24 protein-coding genes, 1 pseudogene and 1 riboswitch are annotated in these 26,068 nt (G+C 70.9%); of the genes and pseudogenes, 9 read left to right on the top strand and 16 right to left on the bottom strand.

The genetic code is table 11. From position 1 onward, the window contains the following. Positions 1-69 precede the first annotated feature (69 nt). Positions 70-1,458: an NAD(P)/FAD-dependent oxidoreductase gene (locus ABZ078_RS04720; RefSeq protein WP_356571601.1), complete on the bottom strand. Its 1,389-nt coding sequence runs from the start codon at positions 1,456-1,458 to the stop codon at positions 70-72. Positions 1,459-2,005: 547 nt separating this feature from the next. Here ABZ078_RS04720 and ABZ078_RS04715 point away from each other — a divergent pair. The 3 genes and pseudogenes from ABZ078_RS04715 to ABZ078_RS04705 form a co-directional block, all read left to right on the top strand. Then, positions 2,006-2,254 (top strand): hypothetical protein, encoded by a 249-nt coding sequence (locus ABZ078_RS04715; protein ID WP_356571599.1) that lies wholly within the window; start codon positions 2,006-2,008, stop codon positions 2,252-2,254. Between the two features lie 64 nt (positions 2,255-2,318). After that, entirely contained in the window at positions 2,319-2,564 is a 246-nt protein-coding gene (locus tag ABZ078_RS04710; RefSeq protein WP_356571597.1) for a type II toxin-antitoxin system prevent-host-death family antitoxin, read from the top strand. Beyond that, positions 2,561-2,734 (top strand): annotated as a pseudogene (locus ABZ078_RS04705) (type II toxin-antitoxin system RelE/ParE family toxin); the annotation flags it as partial. The gene ABZ078_RS04710 and the pseudogene ABZ078_RS04705, both read left to right, overlap by 4 nt. A gap of 52 nt (positions 2,735-2,786) precedes the next feature. Here the strand turns inward: ABZ078_RS04705 and ABZ078_RS04700 are convergent. From ABZ078_RS04700 to ABZ078_RS04640, 13 genes are all read right to left on the bottom strand, one after another. After that, positions 2,787-3,740, bottom strand: a complete 954-nt coding sequence (locus ABZ078_RS04700; protein WP_356571595.1) for a Ppx/GppA phosphatase family protein — start codon at positions 3,738-3,740, stop codon at positions 2,787-2,789. After that, positions 3,737-4,330 (bottom strand): DUF501 domain-containing protein, encoded by a 594-nt coding sequence (locus ABZ078_RS04695; protein ID WP_356571593.1) that lies wholly within the window; start codon positions 4,328-4,330, stop codon positions 3,737-3,739. Before ABZ078_RS04695 ends, ABZ078_RS04700 begins: the two co-directional genes overlap by 4 nt. Positions 4,331-4,474: 144 nt before the next feature. Next, on the bottom strand, positions 4,475-4,951 hold the full coding sequence (locus ABZ078_RS04690) for a septum formation initiator family protein (protein ID WP_356571591.1): 477 nt from the start codon (positions 4,949-4,951) through the stop codon (positions 4,475-4,477). Between the two features lie 106 nt (positions 4,952-5,057). Continuing rightward, on the bottom strand, positions 5,058-6,338 hold the full coding sequence (gene eno, locus ABZ078_RS04685; protein ID WP_189782754.1) for a phosphopyruvate hydratase: 1,281 nt from the start codon (positions 6,336-6,338) through the stop codon (positions 5,058-5,060). Between the two features lie 383 nt (positions 6,339-6,721). Then, on the bottom strand, positions 6,722-7,405 hold the full coding sequence (locus ABZ078_RS04680) for a transglycosylase family protein (protein ID WP_356571589.1): 684 nt from the start codon (positions 7,403-7,405) through the stop codon (positions 6,722-6,724). A gap of 4 nt (positions 7,406-7,409) precedes the next feature. Then, positions 7,410-7,602: riboswitch (cyclic di-AMP (ydaO/yuaA leader) on the bottom strand. 209 nt (positions 7,603-7,811) lie between these two features. Beyond that, positions 7,812-8,861, bottom strand: coding sequence for a transglycosylase family protein (locus ABZ078_RS04675; RefSeq protein ID WP_356571587.1), 1,050 nt, complete (start codon positions 8,859-8,861; stop codon positions 7,812-7,814). Positions 8,862-9,027: 166 nt separating this feature from the next. Then, positions 9,028-10,308 carry a cytochrome P450 gene (locus ABZ078_RS04670; RefSeq protein WP_356571585.1) on the bottom strand — a complete coding sequence of 427 codons (1,281 nt, stop codon included), beginning with the start codon at positions 10,306-10,308 and terminating at the stop codon, positions 9,028-9,030. Positions 10,309-10,566: 258 nt separating this feature from the next. Continuing rightward, complete coding sequence (locus tag ABZ078_RS04665) at positions 10,567-11,544, bottom strand: nucleoside triphosphate pyrophosphohydrolase (protein ID WP_356571583.1); 978 nt, start codon at positions 11,542-11,544, stop codon at positions 10,567-10,569. A gap of 196 nt (positions 11,545-11,740) precedes the next feature. Continuing rightward, positions 11,741-12,385, bottom strand: a complete 645-nt coding sequence (locus ABZ078_RS04660; protein ID WP_356571581.1) for a SurA N-terminal domain-containing protein — start codon at positions 12,383-12,385, stop codon at positions 11,741-11,743. Between the two features lie 319 nt (positions 12,386-12,704). Then, entirely contained in the window at positions 12,705-14,201 is a 1,497-nt protein-coding gene (locus ABZ078_RS04655) for a protein kinase (protein ID WP_356571709.1), read from the bottom strand. Between the two features lie 38 nt (positions 14,202-14,239). Further along, positions 14,240-14,878: a hypothetical protein gene (locus ABZ078_RS04650; protein ID WP_356571579.1), complete on the bottom strand. Its 639-nt coding sequence runs from the start codon at positions 14,876-14,878 to the stop codon at positions 14,240-14,242. A 188-nt stretch (positions 14,879-15,066) separates the two neighbouring features. Beyond that, positions 15,067-15,810, bottom strand: a complete 744-nt coding sequence (locus ABZ078_RS04645) for an N-acetyltransferase (protein WP_356571577.1) — start codon at positions 15,808-15,810, stop codon at positions 15,067-15,069. Positions 15,811-15,895: 85 nt separating this feature from the next. Continuing rightward, positions 15,896-16,663 carry an HNH endonuclease family protein gene (locus tag ABZ078_RS04640; protein WP_356571707.1) on the bottom strand — a complete coding sequence of 256 codons (768 nt, stop codon included), beginning with the start codon at positions 16,661-16,663 and terminating at the stop codon, positions 15,896-15,898. A gap of 192 nt (positions 16,664-16,855) precedes the next feature. On the opposite strand from ABZ078_RS04640, the gene ABZ078_RS04635 reads away from it, so the two are divergent. Then, on the top strand, positions 16,856-17,044 hold the full coding sequence (locus ABZ078_RS04635) for an antitoxin (RefSeq protein WP_356571575.1): 189 nt from the start codon (positions 16,856-16,858) through the stop codon (positions 17,042-17,044). A gap of 123 nt (positions 17,045-17,167) precedes the next feature. On the opposite strand, the gene ABZ078_RS04630 is transcribed toward ABZ078_RS04635, so the two are convergent. Beyond that, entirely contained in the window at positions 17,168-18,049 is an 882-nt protein-coding gene (locus ABZ078_RS04630; protein WP_356571573.1) for a hypothetical protein, read from the bottom strand. A 119-nt stretch (positions 18,050-18,168) separates the two neighbouring features. On the opposite strand from ABZ078_RS04630, the gene ABZ078_RS04625 reads away from it, so the two are divergent. From ABZ078_RS04625 to ABZ078_RS04610, 4 genes are all read left to right on the top strand, one after another. Then, positions 18,169-18,750 (top strand): TetR/AcrR family transcriptional regulator, encoded by a 582-nt coding sequence (locus ABZ078_RS04625; protein ID WP_356571571.1) that lies wholly within the window; start codon positions 18,169-18,171, stop codon positions 18,748-18,750. Between the two features lie 96 nt (positions 18,751-18,846). Further along, positions 18,847-19,278, top strand: coding sequence for an SgcJ/EcaC family oxidoreductase (locus ABZ078_RS04620; protein ID WP_356571569.1), 432 nt, complete (start codon positions 18,847-18,849; stop codon positions 19,276-19,278). 112 nt (positions 19,279-19,390) lie between these two features. Next, the gene (locus tag ABZ078_RS04615) at positions 19,391-20,143 is read left to right on the top strand and encodes an SDR family oxidoreductase (RefSeq protein WP_356571567.1); all 753 of its coding nucleotides are present in this window, start codon (positions 19,391-19,393) and stop codon (positions 20,141-20,143) included. A gap of 50 nt (positions 20,144-20,193) precedes the next feature. Beyond that, positions 20,194-20,565, top strand: a complete 372-nt coding sequence (locus ABZ078_RS04610; protein WP_356571565.1) for a MerR family transcriptional regulator — start codon at positions 20,194-20,196, stop codon at positions 20,563-20,565. 104 nt (positions 20,566-20,669) lie between these two features. On the opposite strand, the gene mfd is transcribed toward ABZ078_RS04610, so the two are convergent. Then, complete coding sequence (mfd, locus tag ABZ078_RS04605) at positions 20,670-24,200, bottom strand: transcription-repair coupling factor (RefSeq protein ID WP_356571563.1); 3,531 nt, start codon at positions 24,198-24,200, stop codon at positions 20,670-20,672. Positions 24,201-24,461: 261 nt separating this feature from the next. Between mfd and ABZ078_RS04600 the strand changes: the two genes are divergently transcribed. Continuing rightward, positions 24,462-25,910, top strand: a complete 1,449-nt coding sequence (locus ABZ078_RS04600) for a DUF2079 domain-containing protein (RefSeq protein ID WP_356571561.1) — start codon at positions 24,462-24,464, stop codon at positions 25,908-25,910. The last annotated feature ends 158 nt before the right edge of the window (positions 25,911-26,068 follow it).

Genomic DNA, 26,068 nt, shown 5'->3' with positions numbered 1-26,068 from the left:
AAAGCCGAAGGACCTCCCGCACCACGGATGGCGGGAGGTCCTTCGGTGTGGTTCAGCGACCGGAGGAGGTCAGGAGGCCTTGGCCTTCTCGCCCTTCTCGGCCTTGCTCGCGGCAGCGACCGGCGCCGGCTTGGCCGCCTCGTAGAACTCCTCGCGCGGGGACTCCAGCGCGCCGAGCGCCACGACCTCGCGCTTGAGGAACATGCCGAGGGTCCAGTCGGCGAAGACGCGGATCTTGCGGTTCCAGGTCGGCATCGCCATGCCGTGGTAGCCACGGTGCATGTACCACGCCAGCCGGCCCTTGAGCTTGATCTTCATCTTGCCCATGACGATCATCGCCACGCCCTTGTGCAGGCCGAGACCGGCGACCGCACCCTTGTTGGCGTGCTCGTAGTCCTTCTGCGGGAAGCCCCGCATACCGGAGATCACGTTGTCGCCGAGCACCTTGGCCTGGCGCAGCGCGTGCTGGGCGTTCGGCGGGCACCAGGCGTTGTCGTTGCCCGCCTTGCGGCCGACGAGGTCCGGGACCTGGGCGTTGTCGCCCGCGGCCCAGATGTAGTCGGTGCCCTTGACCTGGAGCGTCGTCTCGCAGTCGACGTGACCGCGGGGGCCGAGCGGCAGACCGAAGCGGGACAGGGCCGGGTTCGGCTTGACGCCGGCGGTCCAGACGATCGTGTTGGAGTCGACCTCGAGCCCGTTCTTCAGCACGACGTGGCCGTCGACGCAGGAGTCCATCGAGGTGGAGAGGTAGACCTCGACCCCGCGGGCCTCCAGGTGCTCCTTGCCGTACTGGCCGAGCTTGGGGCCGACCTCGGGGAGGATCTTGTCGGCGGCGTCGACGAGGATGAACCGCATGTCCTCACGGGACACGCTGGTGTAGTACTTCGCCGCGTCGCGGGCCATGTCCTCGACCTCGCCGATGGTCTCCGCGCCCGCGAAGCCACCGCCGATGAAGACGAAGGTGAGCGCCTTGCGGCGGATCTCCTCGTCGGTCGTGGAGTCGGCCTTGTCCAGCTGCTCCAGCACGTGGTTGCGCAGGCCGATGGCCTCCTCGATGCCCTTCATGCCGATGCCCTGCTCGGCGAGGCCGGGGATCGGGAAGGTGCGGGAGACCGCGCCCATCGCGATGACCAGGTAGTCGAAGGGCAGCTCGTACGCCTCGCCCACCAGCGGGGCGATCGTGGCGACCTTGCGGTCCTGGTCGATGGTGGTGACCCGGCCGGTGAGGACCTCCGCCTTGGGCAGCACGCGTCGCAGCGGGACGACGACGTGGCGCGGGGAGATGCTGCCGGCGGCGGTTTCGGGGAGGAAGGGCTGGTAGGTCATGTACGACCGGGGGTCGACGACCGTGACGGTCGCCTCGCCGTAGCGCATCTTCTTGAGAATGCGCCGAGCTGCGTACAGGCCTACGTACCCACCGCCTACTACGAGGATCCTGGGACGCTCCGTGGTGCTCATGCCATCGAGTATCCACCCGCTCCAGGGGGGTCGCTCGTGCGCCCCTTCACAAGCTCTTGCATGCCCTGTGCTACACTCCCCGGCCCGCGTGACGCAGGTCATGTCCACGGTCGGGAACCCGTACACGGCACGACCCGTTGTCAATGCCGCGTGAGCTGCCTCTCTAGGTCGCCGGACCCCCTGTGAGCGGACGGAAACGACCTTCGGCGGCGGACTCCTCGCCCCTCCATACACCGTCCATCTGAACATGTTCAAGGGCCTGTTCACCCCTCGGAAGGGTCAACCGGCAGCCTTCCGTGCTTCGACTGGGCCGAATTCCTTGTGAAGAACTTCACGAACTTTCTTCGGCGGGGGCTTTCGAGGCGTCACGCGAGGACCCACCAGCCCCCTTCCGAGACGCTCATACGCTAGCCGACCTGCTCAACCGACGGCTACCAGCCAGTAACAAACGAGACCCGAACCCTCCTCGGACAGCGACCCGCGCCACCGTTCACCCGTCAGCCACATTCCGCGCGCGCTCGGACACAAGCGTGCATAACGTGCAGCCATGATCACTACACACCAGGCCCTCAAGCGGGCCACCGCGCGAATAGTCTCTGTCGGCGCTGCCCTGGGCATTGCCCTGGCGTTGGGGGCAGCGTCGGCCGCCTCCGCCGCGGCCGCACCCACCCACCACGTCGCCGCGAAGGCCACGGTCGCCAAGGCGAGTCCGAGCCACGGCGGCCACGGCCACCACCACGGCCACCACGGTGACGACGGGGGGTGCAGCGGCCTCATCGTCCTCCTCTGCAACTGACGGACAGCCCACATGGGCATAGACGACGGCCCCGTCACCTCCTCGGAGGTGACGGGGCCGTTCCGTGTCAGCCGCGCACCTCGCGGACCACATCAATCGGGCCGAGGAAGGCGTTCCGACGGTCATCACGCGCAACGGCGCTCCGGTGGCGGCCGTGGTGCCGATCGCGGACTTCGAAGCGCTGGAGGAAGCGGCCGACGTGATGTTGGCGCGTGAAGCCGAAGCGGTCCTGGCCGAGGACGGTCCCACCGTGACGATGGCGGAACTACTGGCGGATCTGTTCACCGAGCATGACGGCGAGACGGCGTGAAGTACGCCTTCCGGTTCACCACGGCGGCGCAGCGGCAGCTCCGGGCCATCAGCCGGCCCGACGCCATGCGCATCCTGACTGCGCTCACCGCACTCGGCGAGGACCCGTACCGCGAGGACGCCGACGTCAAGAAACTCACCGGCCCGTCGGGACTCTGCCGGCTCCGGGTGTAGTACGTGGCAAACGCCACCGCCGTCACCAACCGAGGAGTGCCGCTGAACGCTATCGGGCGTCCTCTGCCGCTTTGATCGCGATGCCGTCGAGGATGTCGTGCTCGCTGACGACGACCTCCTCGGCGCCGATCCGCTCCATGATCGCGAGCAGCACCAGGGCGCCCGACGCGATGACGTCGACCCGCCCCGGGTGCATGGACGGTACGGCCGCGCGCTCCGCGTGGGTGGAGCGCAGGAGCCAGTCGGTGATCTCCCGGACCCGGTCGTGGGTGATCCGGGAGTGGTGGATGCGGGTCGAGTCGTACTCCGGCAGGTCCTGGGCGATCGCCGAGACCGTGGTGACCGAACCGGCGAGGCCCACCAGCGTGCGCGCCTCGCGCAGGGGCACCGTCTCCTCGGCGAGGTCGAGGGCCGCCTCGATGTCGGCCCGCATCGCCGCGATCTGCTCCGTGGAGGGCGGGTCGCAGACGACGCCGTCGCGGACCAGATGGCGCTCGGTCAACCGCACGCAGCCGACGTCCACGGACCGTGCCGCCCGGACGTGCTCCTCGCCGACGACGAACTCGGTGGACCCGCCGCCGATGTCCACGACGAGGTAGGGCCGGTGCAGGTCCTCGCGTCCCGCCAGCTCCCTCGTCGCGCCCGTGAAGGAGAACTCCGCCTCCTGGTCCCCGGTGATGACCTCGGGCTCGACGCCCAGGATGTCCAGGACCCCGCGCACGAATTCGTCCCGGTTCTCGGCGTCCCGCGAGGCGGAGGTGGCCACGAAGCGGAGCCGCTCCGCGCCGTGCTCCTTGATGATCGCCGCGTACTCGCGGCAGGCGGCGAAGGTCCGCTCCAGCGCCTCGGGAGCGAGCCGGCCCGTGCGGTCGACGCCCTGGCCCAGACGGACGATCGTCATACGGCGGTCCAGGTCGACGAGGTGCCCGGTGGCGGGGTCCACGTCGGCGACGAGAAGCCGGATGGAGTTGGTACCGCAGTCGATGGCGGCGACGCGGCTCACTGGTCGTCCTCCTCGGACTTCTCGCCGTTCTCGGCCTTCTCGCCCTTCTCGGCCTTCTCGGCCTTCTCGGCCTTCTCCGGAAGCGTCACGCAGGCTCCCTTGCGCCACCACTCGGGCAGCATCGCGAGCGCCTCGTCGCCCAGTGGGTTGACCCCGGGACCGGCCGCCAGCGAGTGGGCGACCAGGACGTGCAGGCACTTCACCCGGTCCGGCATGCCCCCCGCGCTCGGGAACCCCTTCAGCTCGTCGATCTCGTCACGGCGCCGGATGTAGTCCTCGTGCGCGGCACGGTAGGCGGCGGCCAGCTCCGGGTCGCTCTCCAGCCGGGCCGTCATCTCCTTCATCACGCCGTTCGCCTCCAGCGTGCCGATCGCCGACGACGCCTTGGGGCACGTCAGGTAGTACAGCGTCGGGAAGGGCGTGCCGTCGGGCAGGCGCGGGGCCGTCTCGACCACGTCCGGCTGTCCGCACGGGCACCGGTGCGCGATCGCGCGCAGGCCGCGCGGCGGACGCCCGAGCTGCTGCTTGAATGCCTCGACGTCCGCGTCGGTGGGCTCGGTGCGCGGGGTGGGCGGCGGGGGCGTTTCCATGCCTGTCTTTCTATCGGTTTCTCACCGGCGATCCGTCGGCCGGTCCTGACGATCGCTCGGACCATCGGTTCGGACGATCGGTGCGCCGGTCTCGCTGGTCTCGCCGGTTCCTTGGTCTCGCTGGTCTCGCTGGTCTCGCTGGTCTCAGTGGTCGGCGGCGTCGGCCTTGTCGACCCCGTCCCAGATGTTCGTGTACCAGGGGCGGTCGGCCGCGCCCAGGTCGGTCCGCGACTGCTTGGCCGCGTCCGGGTCGATCACGACGTAACCGGTCTCCCCGGGCATCACATAGTGCAGTCGCTTCCGGATCTGCTGCTCGGCGTAGGCGTCGTCCTGCCAGCGTGCCTTGGTGTCGCGCAGCTGCTCGACCCGTTCGGCGGCTTCCTGCTTCTGCCGTTGCAGATCGGCGATCTCGGCGCGCTGGGAGACGTACTGCCTTATGGGGTAGGCGAGCGCCACGACCATGGAGCAGACGACCAGCGCGAGCAGGGCGGCGCGTCCGGTGAGCCTGGAGCGCCGGGCCTGCCGCTTGGTCTGGGAGCGGTAGACACGGGCAGCCGTCTGCTCGCCGAGCAACCGGATCCTGGTCGCGGTGGAGAACCGGTCCCGGTCCTTGACGGCCATGTCCCGCCTCCCGTTTCACGCGCGTACGTCCCCGCACACGGTACGGGACCGAGTACGGGGACGTACGTACGACTGGCTAAGCCTTAACCCGGTGAGGGTCAGGTCCTCAGCCCTTGAAGCGCGGGAACGCGCTGCGCCCGGCGTACACCGCCGCGTCGTCGAGGATCTCCTCGATGCGCAGCAGCTGGTTGTACTTGGCGACGCGGTCCGAGCGGGCCGGGGCGCCGGTCTTGATCTGGCCGCAGTTCACGGCGACGGCGAGGTCGGCGATGGTGACGTCCTCGGTCTCGCCGGAGCGGTGGGACATCATGCACTTGAAGCCGTTGCGCTGGGCCAGTTCGACGGCGTCCAGGGTCTCGGTGAGGGAGCCGATCTGGTTGACCTTGACCAGCAGGGCGTTGGCCGCGCCCTCCTCGATGCCGCGGGCCAGACGCTCGGGGTTGGTGACGAACAGGTCGTCGCCGACGAGCTGGACCTTGTCGCCGAGGCGCTCGGTGATGGTCTTCCAGCCGTCCCAGTCGTCCTCGAACAGCGGGTCCTCGATGGAGACCAGCGGGTACGCGTCGACGAGCTCGGCGTAGTAGTCCGTCATCTCGGCGGCGGAGCGCTCCTTGCCCTCGAAGACGTAGACGCCGTCCTTGTAGAACTCGGAGGCGGCGACGTCGAGGGCCAGGGCGATCTGCTCGCCGGGGGTGTAGCCGGCCTCCTTGACGGCCTCGAGGATGAGGTCGAGGGCGGCGCGGTTGGAGTCCAGGTTCGGGGCGAAGCCGCCCTCGTCGCCGAGGCCGGTGTTCAGGCCCTTGCGCTTCAGCACCTTCTTGAGGGTGTGGTAGACCTCGGCGCCCCAGCGCAGCGCCTCGGAGAAGGACTCCGCACCGATCGGGGCGATCATGAACTCCTGGATGTCTACGTTGGTGTCGGCGTGCGAGCCGCCGTTCAGGATGTTCATCATCGGCACCGGCAGCAGGTGCGCGTTCGGGCCGCCCAGGTAGCGGAACAGCGGGAGGTCGCTGGCCTCGGAGGCGGCGTGGGCGACGGCGAGGGAGACGCCGAGGATGGCGTTGGCGCCGAGGGAGCCCTTGTTGTCGGTGGCGTCCAGGTCGAACATGGCCTGGTCGATCAGGCGCTGCTCGGTGGCGTCGTAGCCGACCAGCTCCGGGCCGATCTGCTCGATGACGGCCAGGACGGCCTTCTCGACGCCCTTGCCGAGGTAGCGGTTCGGGTCGCCGTCGCGGAGCTCGATGGCCTCGAAGGCGCCGGTGGAGGCGCCGGACGGGACGGCGGCACGACCCGTGCTGCCGTCGTCGAGGCCGACCTCGACCTCGACCGTGGGATTGCCTCGGGAGTCCAGGATTTCCCGGGCTACGACGACGTCGATGGACGGCACGAGCATCTCCTTCTTGGGATGTGACGCGATGTGACGCTGGTGGTGCGCGGCACGTGGCCGTGCGCCTAGAGCCTAACCGCCTCCGGGACATCGGTCGGCGAGCGACCGTCCCGTGGACAGACTGACGGTACACATTGTTCCCGTGCGGAACAAAGAGGCTTCCGGATGACGAACAGAAAACGAATCCGGAACGAATCCGGAACGAATCCGGGTGGAAGAACGGGCGCAGAGAAAACCCCGCCCCGGTGCGTACGGGGGAACACGCACCGGGGCGGGGAGTCCGTGAGGACGGGGGCGGCGTCGCCCTCACGTGGTTCTCGCCATGAGGTCCACGGAGGGGAGGGCGCTCGGGTTCAGCCGCCGGCCCCGTACTGCTTCCCGGATTACTTCAGGTGCAGCTGCTGACCCGGGTAGATCAGGTTGGCGTCCTCGACGATGTCCTTGTTGAGCTGGAACAGCTTCTCCCAGCCGCCCTTGACGTCGCGCTCCTGCGCGATCGAGCTGAGGGTGTCGCCCTTGACGACCTTGTACTCGCCGTCGCCCTTCTTGACCTTCTTGCCGGTCGGGGTGGTGACGGTCTTCTTCTCGGCGGCCGGACGCTCGGCGGAGCGGGAGGCCGGCTGCTGCTCGGTGGAGCGCGTGGTGGCCTCGGAGCCCTGCGAGGAGTCGCTCGACGAGGAGCCGGAGTAGGCGGCGCTCGACAGGCCGGTGCCGCAGTGCGGCCAGGCACCCTTGCCCTGGCCCGCGAGGACCTTCTCGGCTATCTCGATCTGCTGGGCCTTGGTGGCCTGATCGGCGGTGGAGGCGTACTTGGTGCCGCCGTACGCGGCCCAGGTGGAGGCGGAGAACTGCAGACCGCCGTAGTAGCCGTTGCCGGTGTTGATCGCCCAGTTGCCGCCGGACTCGCACTGGGCGACGGCGTCCCACTCGGAGGCGGTGGCGGCCGAGGCGCTGCCGGCGGCCATCAGCGGGGCCGCGACGGCGGCGGCGCCGGTGACGCCGACGACGGCGATGGCGCGAGCGGCCTTGGACGGACGACGGTGCTTGCCCTTGCTGGAAAACAGCATGGAGAGATCCCCTCACCGACGCCTGCGAGGTGAGCTGTCGGGTTCGGGCCGGTTGAGTTGCCCGGCCGCGCACCGCTGGTGTCCGGTGCGCGACTTAACCCCTAGCCGACTCCGGCCGTGCGGCCCCGAAGGGCCTCAACTGCCGGACCCGGCGCTTACCTTGGGTCCCCCGCTCCTGCCTACGGCGCTTGACGCGACGACTGTTCCCGTACGGCCGCCGGCAGGATTCGGCGTGACGGCTGTCGGGGCTCGCTCTGGTGGCGAGCGGTCATGACCGTAGACACGCGATTCGCGGAATTTCAAAGACGATCAGGGCTTCTGAGATCTATCTCTCACTGCATCTAAAACGGACATTCAGGTGCGAATCATGACGCGAACTCCCGCAGTTTTTCGCCCCGTTCAGCCCTTATTCGGCGGGGACGTCCAGGGTCTGACCGGGGAAGATGTGGTTGGCGTCAGTACCGATGGCGTCCTTGTTCGCGTCGTACAGCGCACGCCACCCGCCGTCGAGGTCAAGGGAGTCGGCGATGGACGCGAGAGTGTCACCGGCACGGACGCTGTACGAGGCGTGGCGACCGCTCGACTTGGCGGTGCCGTCGACAGTCTCGCTCTCCTCGGCGCTGGCACCGCGGTGGCGCCCGGAACCGGCCGCTCCGCCGTCGAGCGCTCCGGTGTCGACCAGACTCCAGGAGCCCGCCTCCTGCTGCCAGTTGTCCTGATGGCCACTCTCGGGCGTCTCGGCGGGCGAGTCGTCGGGCGACTGCGCGGCCTCCACCTCGGGCGACTTTTCGGACTTCTTGGAACTGTCCGCCTCAGGGGACGAGGAAGGTGAAGAGGGAGAGTCTCCGGAGGAGTCGGACGAAACATCCGAGGAGCTGTCGGACGAGCCAGAAGAATTGAGCAAACCAGACGAATCATCCGAGTTTGACGAGTCCGTTGAGCCTGTCGAGCCCGTTGAGCCCGTCGAGCCCGATGAAGTGTCCGGATTCGACGAGTTGGATGAATCGAGCAATCCGGAGGATCCAGACACTTCGGACGGCGAGTCCTCCGCGACGCCCGTGTCGAGGTCGACGGAACCGGACTCCTGAGTGAGCCCGCTGAGCAGCCCGCAGGTGCGCCAGGCGCCGACGCCCTGGTCCGCCAGGATGTTCTGGGCCACGGAGATCTGCTGGGAGCGGCTCGCGAGGTCGGGGCTCGCGGCGTAGTCGAGACCGCCGTACTTGTCCCAGTCCTCCTGCGTCAGCTGAAGTCCGCCGTAGCGCCCGTTACCGGTGTCCGCGCTCCAGGATCCGCCACTCTCGCAGTCGGCCACCTTGTCCCAGACCGTGCCGTCGGCGGCGCTCGCGCCCGTGGCCCCGAGGAGCGGGATGGCGATGGCGGAGCCGGTCACTCCGGCCGCGACCAGAAGTGCCGGGGCCTGACGGGGGCGACGGTGACGACCGTTCCCGGAGAGCATGCAGGGGCCTTTCGCGAGACAGCAGTGACCGCGGCGCGTAAAGCCGGTGCGCCGTCGTTGATCCGTGAACGTATAGGCAGGCGATCACTTGTCACAAGTTAATGCCGCGCAGATCACGTGAAGATCACAGACATGAGCGCGTGTCACCTTTGCCAGACGGACGTACTCACTCAACTGGGCTGAACTTCACCGGCAGCGTGCGCAGTCCACGCATGATGAGGCCGCCCCGCCACCGCAACTCGGCCGGGTCCACCGCGAGTTGCAGATCCGGGAGCCGGGTGAGCAGCGTCGCGAGGGCGGTCTGGCCCTCCAGGCGGGCGAGCGGGGCGCCGAGGCAGTAGTGGATGCCGTGGCCGTAACCGAGGTGCTGGTTGTCGCGGCGGCCGAGGTCGAGGACGTCGGGGTCGGCGAACCGCTCCGGGTCACGGTCGGCGGCGGCCAGGACGACGAGGACGGGGTCGCCGGGTGCGATGTGCTGCCCGCCGATGGTGAGGGGCTCGGTGGCGAAGCGCCACGTGGCGAGTTCCACGGGGCCGTCGTAGCGGAGGAGTTCCTCCACTCCGGTCTCGAGGAGGGCGGTGTCGTGGGCGGTCAGGGACTCCTGGAGGCGGGCGCGCTGCTCGGGGTGGGTGAGCAGGGCGTAGGTGCCGTTGCCGATGAGATTGACGGTCGTCTCGAAGCCGGCGAACAGGAGGATGAAGGCCATGGCGGCGGCCTCGTTCTCGGTGAGGTGCTCGCCGTGGTCGGAGGCCCGGATGAGACCGGAGATGAGGTCCTCGCCGGGGGTGGGGGCGTCGGGGAGCGCCTCGCGCTTGCGGTGGATGAGCTCGGCGAGATAGCCGCGCATCTTCTTCACGGACCGCGCGACGCCGCCCCGGGGGCCGCCCTGGTGACGGATCATCATGCCCGCCCAGTCCCGGAAGTCGTCCTGGTCCTCGCGGGGGACGCCGAGCAGGTCGCAGATGGCGTAGATGGGCAGCGGGAAGGCGAACTCGTGGATCAGGTCGGCGCTGCCCTTTTCCGCGAACCCGTCGATCAGGCTGTCCGTGAGCTCCTGCACGCGCGGCGCGAACTCGGCGACACGGCGCGGGGTGAACGCCTTGCTGACCAGTCGGCGCAGTCGGGTGTGGTCCGGCGGGTCGATGTTGAGCAGATGCGTCATGAGCTCGGCCTTGCGCTCACCGGGGATGCCGGTCTTGCCCTTGGCGTGGGCCGGCTCGTCGTGGTGGGCCGGGTTCTTGGAGAGCCGGTTGTCGGCGAGCGTCTGCTTGGCATCGGCATACCGGGTGACCAGCCATGCCTCCACGCCGCTGGGGAGGCGGGTCCTGTGCACGGGCGCGTGGTCGCGGAGCCAGGCGTAGGCGGGATACGGGTCGGTCGCGAACTCCCAGGTGAAGAGGTCCGGGGGTTCGGGCGCGGTGCTGGTGGGGGCGGGCTGGTCGGTCACTCCTCGACGGTATCCGGAGCGTCGGTGGGGGCGCGGCCCCGAGGGTGGCCAGGAGGCGGGGGGTCGGGGTTGCCCTGTGGGGCTCGCGGCAGCGGCCTTGTCGAGGGCCACGCCCTGCCGGCCGCTCCACGATCGCACCGGCCGCCCCCTCGCCTCCGGCCCCGCCCGCTGCCAGGGCGGCACTCGGTGGCTACGCCAGCACTCGGTGGCTACGCCGGCACTCGGTGGCTACGCCGGCACTAATTGACTACGGGGGCGCTAAGCGGACATCCCCTCAGCAGCCCGCACGGCATCCCGGTAAGCCCGAGCGGCAACCCTCAGCGCCGCCTCCGGGTCCACCCCGGCCGCCTCCGCACGCACCGCCATCGCGAGCAGCTCGTAACCGATGCCCTCGCCTGTCGGCAGGTCCACCCGCAGTCCCGCCGTCCGCACCCGCGACGCCAGCTTCGCCGCGAGGGCGAGGCCCGGCTGGCCCAGGGGGATGCCCTCCGTCACCGACTCCCGCTGCTTCTCGACCGCCTTCGTGCGCAGCCAGTGCTCCTTGACCTCCTCAGGCGTCGTCGCCGTCTCGTCCCCGAAGACGTGGGGGTGGCGGTGGATGAGCTTGGTGACGATGCCGGCGGCGACGTCGTCGATGGAGAAGGGGGCGTCCGGGTCCTCCTCGGCTATGCGGGCGTGGAAGACGACCTGGAGCAGGACGTCACCCAGTTCCTCGCGGAGTTCGTCGCGGTCACCGTCCTCGATCGCCTCGACGAGTTCGTACGCCTCCTCGATGCCGTACTTCGCCAGGCCCTTGTGGGTCTGCTGGGAGGACCACGGGCACTCGGCGCGGATGCGGTCCATGACCTGGACGAGGTCGAGGAGGCGGGCGCCGGGCAGGTCGTAGGAGGCGGGGAGCAGTTCCAGTTCCGGCATGCTGACGCGTCCGGAACCGGCGAGGCGTGCCAGGCCGTCGGTGAGCGCCGGCTCGCCCTCGCCCGTGGCCACGACGACGACGGTGTGGCCGCCGGCGCACGCGGCGATGAGCTCCTCGGCGGTCGGGGCGGCCTCGTCGACCGCTATCCCTGCCTCGCGCAGATACGGCAGCTGCGGATGCGCGCCGTCCGCGCACAGCACACGGTCGGCGCCGTGCAGCGCCTGCCAGGCGGGCCAGGACAGCAGGCCGGGCGCGACACGGTGGCTGGTGGTGAGCAGGACGATGTGGCCGGGGGCGGCTTCGGGGCTGGTTGCGTTCACGATCCGAACGTAACCCACGACGCGGACGGACCCCCGAGTTATCCACAGGCCGGGTGGCTCCGCCGACGTCCCTGGTGGGGCCGACGACGTCCCTGGTGGGGCCGAGGTTGTCCCTGGTGGGGCCGAGGTTGTCCCTGGTGGGGCCGAGGTTGTCCCCCGGGGAGCGCCGGTGTCCCCCGGTCGGACCGCCGTACCGTTACATCGTCTGCTGCGTCCCCGTAGCCGTCACCTCGCGCACCCACGGCGTCTTCGCGTCGGCCCGGCTGTTCTTCTGGACGTCCCAGGTGCCGTACCGCGGGTTGAGGTCGATGTCGAGCTTCTTGGCCGCCTCGGTCAGGGCGTTCCAGAAGGCGGGCTTGCCGGTGTCGGTGCCGAGCTTTTCGGCGAGTTTCTGGGCCTCAAGCTGGAGGCGGAGGTTCTCGTCGAGGCGCTGCGGCGGGATGCCGTACTGCTGGAGCCAGGCCGCCTCCAGCGCCTTGGCGCCGCCGACCTGCTGTTCCAGGTCGGTGCGCATCCGCTGGAGCTCCTTGCGGGTGACGGTCACCCCGGCGTCCTGGGCGGCGCGGTGCAGCACCTCGTCGAGGACCATGGTGTGCAGGACGTCCCGGGGGAGGCTGCCGGACTTGGCGATGACCTGCGCGTACTGGGCGTCGTCCGGTACGGCCGCGCGCTGGGCGGCACGGACCTCGCTCACCCTGTTCTCGAGCTGTGCGACGGTGATGCGCTGGCCGCCGACGACGGCCGCCGCACCGGGATGCGCATCGTTCCCGCAGGCGGTGAGCAGCGGCGCCGCGGCGATCGCGGCGGAGAGAAGGAGCGCGGTGCGACGGCGGCGGTGCAAGGAGACCTCCCGAGGAGAGCTTGTGCGGCGGTGCACAAAGTCTTGCGGTGATCGATGGTAGGCAGTGGGCAAGCTCTGGCCAACCCATTCGACCAACGATTCATCAGGACTTCCGGCACCGCCGCGCCACCCGCACGGCCCTCAAGGTGAGCGAACGCCGTCCCGGAGCGGTCGGCGTCCCGGAGCGGTCGCCGGCGCGGAGCGGTCGGCGTCCCGGAGGCGTCGCCGCACCCACGCGCGCGTGTCTCAACGCGACCGGCCTCGACACACGGGCCTCGACACACGGGCCTCAATACGCGGGCCTCGACGCCACACATGCCTAGCCGCGCACCTGTCCCAGCCACTGCAGCGTCCGGCGCACCTCGGCCGCGAGCGGGTGGGCCGGGCCGTGCAGGCGTTCCACGTCGAGCAGCAGGCGGGCCAGGGTGTCGTGGGCGGCGGGGCGGTCGCCGAGCGCGAGCAGGAGGTGGCCGATGCGGCGGCGGACGTCGTGGGCGAGTTCGTGGTCGTTGCCGGAGACGTACTGGTTCTCGTAGTACGGCAGCAGCGCGCGGTACTCGGCGAGTGCGGCCGCCGGTTCGCCGAGCTGCTCCAGGCACTGGGCGGCGTCGTAGCGGAAGCGCAGGGACTGCGGGTCGGCCTGACCGGCCTCGGCGGCGCGTTCGTCGGCGAGCCGGCGCAGTTCGGGCAGCGCGCGCCGGTACTGGCCGTCGTCCATGAGCGTCGCCGCGTACTGCTTGCGCAGGGTGCGGACGACCGGGGAGTGCTCGCCGTGCTGTTCGGCGGCGGCGGGCAGGATCGCGCCGAGGATGTCGACGGCCTGGGTGATACGGCCCTCGCCGAGGAGGCGCTTGACTTCGTCGACGGCGCGCGCGACGTCCGGCTTCTCGTCGGCGGATGTGACGGGGGTGGCGGGGGCGGGCTGGGGCGCGGGGGTGCGGGCCCGGTCCGGCCAGGGAGCATGGGGGCGCAGGAAGGGGCGGGTGGGGTCGAGGGGCGCCCCGGTGGGCGTTCCGCGCGCGGGCAGGAGCAGCGCGAGGTGCTCGTACACCTCCTGCGCGGAGGCGGGGCGGTGCTGCGGGTCCTTGGCGAGCAGGCGCAGCACCAGGGCTTCGAGTGCCTCGGGGACCTCGGGGCGGATGCGGCGCACGGGCAGCGGTGGCTCGTACAGGTGCCGGTGCAGCACGCCGAGCGCCGTCGAGCCGGAGAACGGCACGTCGCCGCTGAGGAGTTCGTGCAGTACCACGCCGAGTGCGTACAGGTCGGTGTACGGGCCGACCGCGCCGCCCATCGCCTGCTCGGGGGCCATGTAGGCGGGCGAGCCGATGGGCGTGCCGGTGTGGGTGAGGCGGGTGGTGTCGGCGTCCATGACGGAGGCGACGCCGAGGTCGAGGACGGTGACCGTGCCGTCCTGCTTCACCATCACGTTGCGCGGCTTGAGGTCGCGGTGGACGATCGGCACGGCGTGCACGGCGCTCAGCACGGCGCACAGTTGCGCGGCGACCGCGACCGCCCACTGCCAGGGGTACGGGTCGTGTTCGGCGAGATGGGCGGAGAGGTCGACGCCGTCGACGTACTGCATGACGAGGAACAGCTCCTCGTCCTCGCTGCCCGCGTCGTGCACGGTGACGAGCCCGGGGTGGTCGACCTGGGCGGTCACCCGGCACTCGCGCAGGAACCGGCGGCGCAGCTCGTCCGCCTCCTGCCCGGCCACCTTGTCGGGGCGCAGCAGCTTCACGGCCACGCGCCGGTCGAGCCGCTGGTCGTACGCCGTCCAGACCTGGCCCATGCCGCCCTGTCCGATGAGCGTGGACAGTTCATAGCGGCCGGCGACGACACGTCCTGCCGCCACGGTCACCTTCCGCCCTCGGGGTTGCCGTCCTGCCGGCCGTCGTGCTGGCGCAGGTAGTCACTGAGCTCGTCGAGCTCGGCGCGCACCTGGTCGATGCGCGCGGGCGCGGGGCGCTGCGGGGGCGGTGGTACGGGGGTCCGGGACATCGGCGGCTGCGGTACCGGAGTCTGGGGAACCGGCGTCTGGGGTGTCGGCCGTGACTGCGGCACGGTCGTCGCGGTGTACGGCGACTGGGCCTGGGCCTGGGGATAGCCGTACGCCGGGGCCGGGGGCCGCTGCGTGGCGTAGCCGGGGAAGCGGAGCTGGTGGAAGTGGCGTATGTCGGCGGAGAGGTAGTACGCGATCGACGCCACGAGGCCGCCCATGACCAGGGCGAGGCCCGTCCAGCCGCCGGGGGTGTGGATCTCGTCGCCTGGTTCGGAACCCATCAGGTAGAGGCCGAGGAACTCCACCAGGATCGACGCCACGAACAGGCACCAGTCCAGCGCCCTGCGGGTCACGATGGCCAGGCGCAGCATCATCACCCACATCAGCAGGCCGAAGCTCAGCACCGAGAGCACGACGAAGAACACGCGCAGGAAGACCAGCCACCCCGTCGGCGGCGGCTCCTTCACCGGCTGCGTGTAGCCGTGGCCCTGCATGGCTGCTCCTGTTACCTGAGATGGGCGTGCGGGGTCGGCCCCCTGCCCGGTGCGGGACAACCTCGATCGTGCGATTGTCGCTTCGAGCGTATAGGTCGACACCGACAAACGGTCACCGGTTGTACCGAACCGTTGTCGTGCTGATCACTTCGTTGGACGGCGCAGGTGGCGGAGGGTCGGCTTCCGGCTCAGAGCGGGTGCCGCATCCACACGTTGGGCTCGACATACACCGCGTAGTCCCGCTCCGGCTCGCACCGCACCGGCACCAGCGCGCCGGGCACCTCGATGTCGCCCGCGGTGTCGAAGGGCAGGCCGGTCCAACTGCGCCACTGCTCCAGCGAGCCGGCGACGGTCATCGAGGCCGGGGCGATGGAGTCGACGGTGGCGCCGGCGCGGGCGTGGACGCGCAGCCAGGGATCGTGGGGCAGGCCGTCGGGGCGTACGCGACGGGCGTACTCCTCGATGGGAGTGTGCGGTTCGAGGTGTTTGGCGCTGGGGCGGACCGGCGCGACGACCTCGTGGAAGCCGTGGGCTCGGGCGTTGTCGCGCATCGCGGAGAGCATCCGCGCGGACAGCCCGCCGCCCTGGGCATGCGGGGCGATGACGACGGAGATGGCGCTTACCGTGTCGGGCCGGGTGCCGTTGCGCAGGTCGGCGAAGGCCCACACCAGCACCTCGTCCCAGCCCCGGACGGGCAGTCGGCCGCGGCCCTCGGCGGCGAGGGCGAAGGGCACGCTGTAGGCGTGGGCTACGACATCGCCCCGCTCGTCCTCGGCGAACAGCGCGTACTCCGGGAGTTCGCGGGGGATGCGCCCGTAGTGGGCGTTGCCCACCGGGTCCTGGACCGTGAACTCCGGCCAGGTGTCCGCCATGCCGACGACCCGGCCGAGCATCTCGGGGCGTTCGGCGAGGCTCGATACCTTCAGCTCCATGCCCGTCACCGTAGAGGCCGGGTGACCGCGCCCACCAGCCGATTCGGGCCCGCCGACCGGCACTCCGTCGCGTGCCCGGCCCGCCTCACCCTCCGCACTGGCGCAGCATCATCTCCTTGTCGGCGGCTGTGACCGGCAGTTCGTACTTCAGCGACACCTGGGCGAAGCGCACCGCGTACGAGCAGCGGATCCGCTTGTTCGGGGGCAGCCAGGACGCGGGACCGGAGTCGCCCTTGGAGCCGTTGGTCGGGCCGTCGACCGGCATGAGGTTGAGGGGGTCGTTGGCGATGTCCTGGCGTTTACCCTTCGGCCAGCGGGAGGCGCCCATCTGCCAGTCGTACGACAGCGGCATGACGTGGTCGATCTGCACGGCCGTTGCGCGGGACTTGACCCACTCGATCGTCCGGCCCGTGTACGGGTCGTGCAGCGTCATGGACGTCACGACGCAGTCCGAGCCGGAGCGGAAGCGGATGTCTTCGCCGTCACGCTTGAGTAGGTCGTTGCGGGTGTCGCAGCCGTTGCGCGCGAACGGGATGCCGCCCGGGGCCGAGTCCATCCAGGCGTAGCCGAACTCGTCCCGGTCGTAACCCGTCCTGGGGCCGCGGCCCTTGGTGGCCACCTTCTCGATGAGGGCCCGGGCCTCGGCGCGGTCGGCGTCCGAGGTGAGGGGCGCGAGCCCCGGTTTGGTGCCGTCGGGGTTGTCCAGCGGGCTCGCGGCGCGGCCGGAACCCGGGGCGGGGGCGGTGTCGGTGGGTGCGCTGTCCACGGGCAGGTCGACGTTCTCGCAACCCGTCAGTGCCAGCACCATGCCGAGCATCGTCGCGGCGCTCGCCGCCCCGCCCCTCAGACGCATCACGCCGCGCCCCTCCCCTTGCTGCCCGTTCCGCCCCGCACAGGCGGTTTTCCCTGGTACGCCGTCGTCCACACGGTAGCGACCCGGCGCGCGGCGGCGTTCAGGAGGTCCAGACCACAAGGAGGTCAACTGCGCATACCTCCCAACTCGGGCGTATCGTCAGTGGTGAATCACCTCCGGAAGGAGCTCTGCATGGGCATCTTCGACAGGTTCAAGAACCGCCACGGGCAGGACAAGGCCAGGGACATGTCCGACACCGCGGAGCGGAAGGCCAACGAGAAGTCGGGCAACAAGTACGAGAGCCAGGTCGACGACGCGCAGCAGCGCATGGAGCGCGAGTTCGGCCTGGACCGCGACCGCGACAGGCCCGAGCAGCAGTAGGGCCGCAGACGCCAGGCCTTCACCGCATCACCGTGCGAACAGGGGCCGTCCGCGGGAAGCAACCTCCTGCGGGCGGCTTTCTCGCACCATCCCGGTCCGCTCTCACTCCTTCCCGGTCCGCTCTCACACCTTCCCGATTCCCAGCGTCGTCTCCGAAGGCAGCAGACCGGAGGACAGCACCGCCACCCAGAACTCGCCGAGCAGTTCCACGAGCCGGTCCAACTCCTCGGCGCTCAGCGCCCGCCAGGGCACGGCGGCGAGCCGGTCGGTGTGGTCCTCCACCGTGCGGCGCAGCTCGCGGCCCGCCTCCGTGGCCGTACCGTCGGCGTCGACCAGACCTCGGGCCGCCAGGCGGGCGCGGGCGGATGCCCACTCCTCGGGGCTCCAGCCCCGGCTTTCGAAGCGCTCGACGGACGCGGCGCCGATCGCGGCGAAGGACACGAGTGATTCGACGGGGTCGAGGCCGGCCACCAGCAGGGCGGCTATGTGGCCGTCACCCCGGTGTTCACGCAGGAGTGTCGCCGCGTGCCAGAGCTGGAGGTGCGGGACCTCCGGCCAGTCCAGGGCGGCGTGGGCCGCGGCGAGCGGGCGGCCCGCGGTGTCGGCGGCCTCGGCGGCGCGGCGGGCGAGGGCTGCGGCTTCCCCGAGTTCCTTACTGTCCGTCCGGGCGCCGAATATCGCGCGGTAGGCCCGGTCGATCCCCCGCGCCCTCGCCCGCAACAGCGCTTCGGGCTCGGCGATCTTCCACGCGTGGTCGATGTGCTCGGCGACCGTGCGCGGACTGAAGCTGTAGAAGGCGGACGTGACACGCTCCCCGCCGACCGCCCCCAACGGCGCTGCCCGGTACGGGAAGTAACTCGGCCAGCGTTCCTCGGTGGGGTATCCGAGCGCGGCGGCCTCTTCGAAGACTTCCGGCGCGTAGTACAGCACCGCGTGCAACGGCTCCAGCAAGTGCCAGAGCTGACGTACGCGACCCGATTCCGGACCGCCGCCCTGATTCACCACGACGCGACTCCCCTGGCTCGATGTCGCGGGACTCCCGGCACCCCGCAACTTGACACTGACAAGATTGTCAGGCGCCGCCCGAACTTGTCAATGCCTAGATTGCGCGTACGCTGCTGACCATGGCCCCCGAGAAACCCTCCCGCCGCCCCTACCACCACGGTGACCTGCGCCGCGCCATCCTCACCGCGGCCCTGGACGTCATCGCCGCCGACGGCCCGTCCGCGCTGAGCCTGCGCGACCTCGCCCGCCGCGCCGGTGTCTCGCACGCGGCGCCGGCCCATCACTTCAAGGACCGCACCGGACTGCTCACGGCGATCGCCGCCGAGGGGTTCGGGCTGCTCGCGAGCACGCTCAACGAGGCGGCGGACCTCAGGGACGCGGGCGTGCGCTACGTCCGCTTCGCGCGCGAGCACCCCGCGCACTTCCAGGTGATGTTCACGCCCGAGCTGTTGCGCGCCGACGACCTGGAACTGACCACGGCCCGCACCCTCGCCGGCGACGCACTGCGCGGCGCCGTCTCCTCCGTAGGGCCCGAGAACCTCGGCATCGACTCCCGCCTGGCCGGCATCGCCGCCTGGTCCCTGGCCCACGGCTTCGCCACGCTGCTCCTCGGCCACAACCTGGACGGCCCCGTCGGCGACAGGGACCCGGAGGAGGTGTTCCGGACGCTGGCGGCGACGCTGTTCCGGACCGGGACGTAACCCCTGGTGAGAGAACCCGGGTGACAGAACCTCAGGTGACAGAAACCCGGAACAACGCTTGACCTCAAGTCCACTTGAGGTCACAGAGTGATCCGCATGACCACCGAAACCGCGCACACAGCCGTCGTGGAGGCCGTCGTACAGGCGGACCTCCAGGCCATCGCCGAAGTCGTCGCCGCCGTCGAACGCACCCAGCGGGCCAAGGACCCCGACGGCTTCCTCGCCCTCTTCCACCCCGACGCCCTGTGGACCACCGCCCACGGCAAGGTCCTCATCGGCCTCGACGCCATCGCCGAGTTCACCCGCGCGGTGCTGCCCACCGCGACCTGGGACGGCGAGGTCACCTACGAGGTCGCGCACGCCCGGTTCCTGCGGCCCGACGTGGCGGCCGTCAAGGTCCGGCAGGTCTACCACTCGCCGCAGGGCGACACGGAGGGCTCCCCGCTGTACGTCATGACGAAGCAGGACGACGGAAGGTGGCTGCTGCACACCGGGCAGAACACCGAGGTGCGGGCCGACGTCGGCTAGGCCGCTCGCCCGCCCGGCCGGCACCCGCCCGGCCACCCGGCCACCCGGCCACCCGGCCACCCGGCCACCCGCTTGACCTTGACACTGGCGGCAAGGTCCGACCATCGGGTCCATGAACGCCGCAGATCGTCGCACCGTCATCGTCACCGGGGCCGGCACCGGCATCGGCCGCGCCACCGCCCGCGCCTTCGTGGCCGAGGGCGCGCATGTCCTCGCCGTGGGCCGGCGCCCCGCGCCCCTCGCGGAGACAGCCGCCCACGCCGCGGACCGCATCACACCACTCGCCGTCGACATCACGGCCGACGACGGCCCCGACACCGTCGTCGCCACGGCGCTGGAGCGGTACGGCCGCGTCGACGTGCTGGTCAACAACGCGGCCGTCGTCAGCACCGAGTCCCTGCGCACCTACACCCGCGCCTCGGTCGAGCCCCAGCTCGCCACGAACCTCCTCGCCCCCGTCCTGCTCACCCAGGCCGCCCTCCCGGCGCTGGAGGACAGCCGTGGCGTCATCGTCAACGTGACGACGTCCGTCGCCCAGCGCGCCTGGCCCGGCGACTCCCTGTACGCGGCCGGGAAGGCGGCCCTCGAAGTCCTCACCCGGAGCTGGGCGGTCGAGCTGGCCCCGCTCGGGATCCGGGTGGCCGCCGTGGCCCCGGGGGCGATCGAGACGCCGATCGGCGATCACGCCGGCCACACCCCCGAGCAGCGTGCCGCGATCCGCGCGTGGCAGTTGGCGCACACCCCGCTGGGCCGGATCGGCCGCCCCGACGAGGTCGCCTGGGCGATCACGCAACTCGCCTCCCCGCACGCCTCGTTCGTCACGGGCGTGGTCCTTCCGGTGGACGGCGGCGCCGTCGTCGCGTGAGACTGGCCCGCGTGGAACGACCTTTGCCGCACCCTCCGGGACAGCCCCGAATGCGCATCGGTGAGCTCGCCGAGGCGACCGGCACGACGCCGCGCGCCCTGCGGCACTACGAGCAGGCCGGGCTCATCGCCTCGGAGCGTGCGGCGAACGGCTATCGGTGCTACGACACCACTGCCGTCGTCCGCGTCCGCAACATCCGGCGCCTCGTGGACGTGGGCCTCACCCTGGACGACGTGCGCGTGTTCCTGCCGTGCCTGGACGGCGACGTCACCGAAGGCCCCGCCTCCGACACGGCGCTCCGGGTCGCCCTCGACCGCCTCGCCGCGATGGACGCGCGCATCGCGGCGCAGGCCGCGGTACGGGACCGCCTGGCGGCCGCCCTGGCCGAGGCGACGGCCGGGCGGGCACGTCCGGTGGCCTGAGCCTCCCGCGTCCCCCGGCGGCCATGCCCGCCACGGTGCGGCAGGAAGCGGCCCCGGAGTCACACGGGCGCAAACCGTGCGCGACCCGCGCGCAAACCGTGCGGCTACGACCCCAGGATCGACGTCAGGAACTCCCCGACCCATCCGAGCAGGTCCCGCCCGACCAGCGGCTTCCCGCCCACCTTCGCGGTCTTCGGGCGCGGCACCAGCACCTGGTGCGCCGCCGGCTTGATGACGGTGCCCGGGTACAGGCGCTTGACCCTCAGCTCCTGGGACTCGCGCAACTCCACCGGTGCGAAGCGGATGTTGGTGCCCTGCAGCACGATCTCACCGACGCCGCACGCGCGTGCCAGCATGCGCAGTCCCGCCACCAGGAGGAGGTTCTCGACGGGCTCCGGCAACTTGCCGTAGCGGTCGGTGAGTTCCTCTCGTACGGCCTTGATGTCCTCCTCCGTGTTCGCGGAGGCGATGGAGCGGTACGCCTGGAGGCGGAGCCGCTCGCCGGGCGCGTAGTCGTGCGGGACGTGCGCGTCGACCGGGAGCTCGATCTTGACCTCCAGCGGCGGCTCCTCCTCGACCGCGCCCTCCAGCGAGGCGCGGTAGTCCGCGACCGCCTCGCCGACCATGCGGACGTACAGGTCGAAGCCGACGCCCGCGATGTGGCCGGACTGCTCGCCGCCGAGCAGGTTGCCCGCGCCGCGGATCTCCAGGTCCTTCATGGCGACGTACATGCCGGCGCCCATCTCCGTGTGCTGGGCGATGGTCGCCAGGCGCTCGTGGGCCGTCTCCGTCAGCGGCTTCTCCGGGGGGTACAGGAAGTACGCGTATCCGCGCTCCCTGCCTCGTCCGACCCGGCCGCGCAGCTGGTGCAGCTGGGAGAGGCCGAAGTTGTCGCCGCGCTCCACGATCAGCGTGTTGGCGTTGGAGATGTCGATGCCGGACTCGACGATCGTCGTGGAGACGAGGACGTCGAACTTCTTCTCCCAGAAGTCGACGACGACCTGCTCCAGGGCCTGCTCCGACATCTGCCCGTGAGCTGTCGCGATGCGTGCCTCCGGGACGATCTCGCGCAGGCGGGCGGCCGCGCGGTCGATCGACTCGACACGGTTGTGGATGTAGAAGACCTGGCCCTCGCGCAGCAGTTCGCGGCGGATCGCGGCGCCGATCTGCTTCTCCTCGTACGGGCCGACGAAGGTCAGGACCGGGTGGCGCTCCTCGGGCGGGGTGGTGATCGTCGACATCTCGCGGATGCCGGTGACCGCCATCTCCAGCGTTCTGGGGATCGGGGTGGCGGACATCGTCAGGACGTCGACGTTCGCGCGCAGCTTCTTCAGCTGCTCCTTGTGCTCGACGCCGAAGCGCTGCTCCTCGTCGACGATGACCAGCCCCAGGTCCTTGAACTTCGTCTCCGCGGAGAACAGGCGGTGCGTGCCGATCACGATGTCCACGGAGCCCTCGCGCAGGCCCTCCAGGACGGCCTTCGCCTCGGTGTCGGTCTGGAAGCGGGACAGGGCACGCACGTTGACCGGGAACTGCGAGTAGCGCTCGGAGAACGTCCCGAAGTGCTGCTGGACCAGCAAGGTCGTGGGGACCAGTACGGCCACCTGCTTGCCGTCCTGGACGGCCTTGAAGGCGGCCCGTACCGCGATCTCCGTCTTGCCGTAACCGACGTCGCCGCAGATCAGGCGGTCCATCGGGACCGACTTCTCCATGTCCTCCTTGACCTCGGCGATGGTCGTGAGCTGGTCGGGGGTCTCGGCGTACGGGAAGGCGTCCTCCAGCTCGCGCTGCCAGGGGGTGTCCGCTCCGAAGGCGTGCCCGGGGGCGGCCATGCGCGCGCTGTAGAGCTTGATCAGGTCGGCCGCGATCTCCTTGACGGCCTTCTTCGCGCGTGCCTTGGTCTTCGTCCAGTCGGCGCCGCCCAGGCGGTGCAGCGTGGGCGCCTCGCCGCCGACGTACTTGGTGATCTGCTCCAGCTGGTCGGTGGGGATGTACAGGCGGTCGCCGGGCTGGCCGCGCTTGGCGGGGGCGTATTCCACGACGAGGTACTCGCGCGTGGCGCCCTGGACGGTCCGCTGCACCATCTCGATGTAGCGGCCGACGCCGTGCTGCTCGTGGACGATGTAGTCGCCCGTCTCCAGGGTGAGCGGGTCGATGGTCTTGCGGCGGCGGGCCGGCATGCGGGCGCCGTCCTTGCCGGCCGCCTTCTGCCCGGACAGGTCGGTCTCGGTCAGGACGGCCAGCTTGAGGACGGGGTCCACGAAGCCGTAGTCGATCGAGCCGCAGGCGACATGGACGACGGACGGGGAGATCTCCCCCAGGTCCGCCTCCAGGCGCGCGGCGACGCCCTCGCCGCCGAGCACCTCGACCGTGCGGGCGGCCGGGCCGTGGGCCTCGGTCACGAAGACCGTGCGCCAGCCGTCGGCGAGCCAGCCCTTGGTGTCGGCGAGGGCCTTCGCGGTGTCACCGCGGTACGACTCCGGCGCGTGCATGCCGAGCTTGAGGGTGTCGGCGTCGACCTCGTCGTCGGCCGCGAACGGCGAGACCGACCACCACATCATGTCCAGTTCACGGGCGCGGTCGCGGACGTCCGCGATGGACCACAGGGAGGCCGCGCCGACGTCGATGGGCGCCTCCCCGCCGCCGGCCGTGGCCGCCCAGGACGCCTGCAGGAACTCCTGCGACGTGGCCACGAGATCGGCGGCACGCGTGCGTACCCGTTCCGGATCGCATACGACGGCCATGGCGCCCTTGGGCAGGACGTCGAGCAGCAGCTCCATGGCGTCGACGAGGACGGGGGCGAGGGACTCCATGCCCTCGACCGCGATGCCCTCGGCGATCTTGCCGAGCAGTTCGCCGAGCTCGGGGTGCTGTTCGGCGAGGGCACGCGCGCGTGCGCGGACGTCGTCGGTGAGGAGGAGTTCGCGGCAGGGCGGGGCCCACAGGCCGTGTTCGGCGACTTCGAGGGAGCGCTGGTCGGCGACCTTGAAGTAGCGGATCTCCTCGATGTCGTCACCCCAGAACTCGACGCGCAGGGGGTGTTCCTCGGTGGGCGGGAAGACGTCCAGGATGCCGCCTCGTACGGCGAACTCGCCGCGCTTCTCGACGAGCTCCACGCGCGCGTACGCGGCGGCGGCGAGGGCGTCCACGACGGCGTTCAGGTCGGCAGTCCGGCCGGTCCTCAGCGCCACCGGTTCGAGGTCGCCGAGGCCCTTGACCTGAGGCTGGAGGACCGAGCGGATCGGGGCCACGACGACGGAGACCGGGCCGGTCTCGGGGTCGTCGGCGCTGGGGTGGGCGAGACGGCGCAGGACGGCGATGCGGCGGCCGACGGTGTCGCTGCGAGGGCTGAGGCGCTCGTGCGGAAGCGTCTCCCAGGAGGGGTACTCCGCGACGCCCTCCGGGGGGAGGAGGGAGCGCAGGGCCGCCGCCAGGTCCTCGGCCTCCCGGCCCGTCGCCGTCACCGCGAGGACGGGGCGGTCGCTCTCGCGGGCGAGGGCGGCGATCGTGAACGGGCGGGCCGCCGGAGGGCCGACCAGGTCGACGTGCATGCGGTTGCCGTCCGCGGCCGCCCTGATCGCTTCCGTGAGGGCGGTGTCCTTGACTACGGCGTCGAGCAGACCGTGCAGACTCATTCGGGGCGCTTTCCGTCCGGGGTGGGCAACACGAAGGGCCCGACGCGCGGTACGGGCCGGGGGGTTCCAGCGTACGTCGCTGCGCGGGCCGGTGCGGGGGCTGTGGATAACGTCCGTTCTCCGGTGGCTCGGCCCGGCTGTGCCGTCACACAGGGGGCGCAGGGGCCTCCGGCTGGGACCGCCCCGCCGGGACCGCCCGACCGGCGCCGGAAGGTGTGGGTGGGCAAAGGCCCCGAAACCCGTACCGCGTAAGGTCCCTCCATGCCCACCCCCACCACCTCCGCGACGCCGAACACGTCCTCGGACCCCCACATACCGGCGCCCGCCACCCGCCCCGGCGGCCAGGAGCGGCCCGATCCCGGGCGGCGTGATCCCTGGCTGCTGGCCGGTGTTCTCCTCGTCGGCTACGCGATCGTGTCCGTCGGGCGTTACCGGCAGCTCGGGCAGCGGTCCTGGGACCTCGGGATCTTCGAGCAGGTCATCCGCTCCTACGCGCATCTCCAGGCGCCGGTCGCCGACCTCAAGGGCCCCGGGTTCAACATCCTGGGCGACCACTTCAGCCCCGTCACCGCCCTCCTCGCGCCGCTGTACCGGGTCTTCCCCTCGCCGGTCACCCTGCTCGTCGCCCAGGCGGCGCTTTTCGCCCTGTCCGCCGTCCCCGTCACCCGCGCCGCCGCCCGGCTGCTCGGGCGGCCGCGCGGTCTCGCGATCGGGGTGGCGTACGGGCTGTCGTGGGGGCTTCAGCAGGCCGTCGACTTCGACTTCCACGAGATCTGCTTCGCCGTACCGCTCATCGCCTTCAGCCTGGAGGCGCTGCTCGCCCGGCGCTGGCGTGCCGCTCTCCTGTGGGCGCTTCCCCTCGTCTTCGTGAAGGAAGACCTGGGGATGACCGTCGCCGCCATCGCCCTGGTCGTCGCCCTGCGAGCCCGCCGCGACTCCCGGCACGCGGCCCGGTACGCGATCGGCGTCGCCGTGTTCGGCGTGCTGGCCGTGGCGGTCACCCTGCTGCTGGTCATACCGGGCTTCAACAACGCCGGAACCTACGACTACTGGGACAAGGTGAGCGAATCGGGCGGCGGCGGTCCCTTCGACGGCCTCGACACCAAGCTCCGCACGCTCGGCTGGCTGCTCATCCCCACCAGCGGGCTGCTCGCCCTGCGGTCCCCGGCCCTGCTGGTGGCCCTGCCCACGCTCGGATGGCGCTTCGTGTCGTCCTATCCGGAGTACTGGGGGACGGACTGGCACTACAGCGCGGTCCTGATGCCCGTCGTCACCCTCGCTCTCGTCGACGCCCTCGACACCGCCCGCCAGAGCCCTCGCGCGTGGCTGCGGTCGTACGTGAACCATCTGCCGGCGGCCGTCGCCGCCGCCTCCCTCGCGTTGACGACCTCGCTGCCGCTGGCCGCGGTGACCGAGGGCGAGATCTATCGCAAGCCCGCGCGCGTGAGCGACATCGAGCGGCTGCTGGCGGAGGTTCCGGACGGGGCCTCGGTCGAGGCGAACATCGCTCCGATCAGCCGGCTCACCTCACGCTGCCGGGTCTTCTGGATCACCAACACGCGCGGCGTCGAACCCGACTTCATCGCCCTGGACAACTCCCGCAAGCAATACCGGGACGTCGAGGGCTACGTCAGGACCCTGCACCCCGACGCCCGGTACGCGGTGAAGGGCACCGCCCACGGATTCGTCCTGCTGCAACGGCAGATCTGACAGGGGCACGACGGGCACGGCGGGCACCGACCGCGGGCCCGGTCCGGAAGGTGACACCTCCGGACCGGGCCCGTCCCCCGGTAGCCCCCGGTAGCCCCCGTAACCCCCGTAACCCCCGTAACCCCCGTAACCCCCGTAACCCCCGTAACCCCCGTAAC

This window comes from Streptomyces sp. NPDC006385, assembly GCF_040612485.1.
In the GTDB taxonomy this organism is placed as follows: domain Bacteria; phylum Actinomycetota; class Actinomycetes; order Streptomycetales; family Streptomycetaceae; genus Streptomyces.
This window is presented reverse-complemented; position numbering and strand designations above follow the sequence as displayed.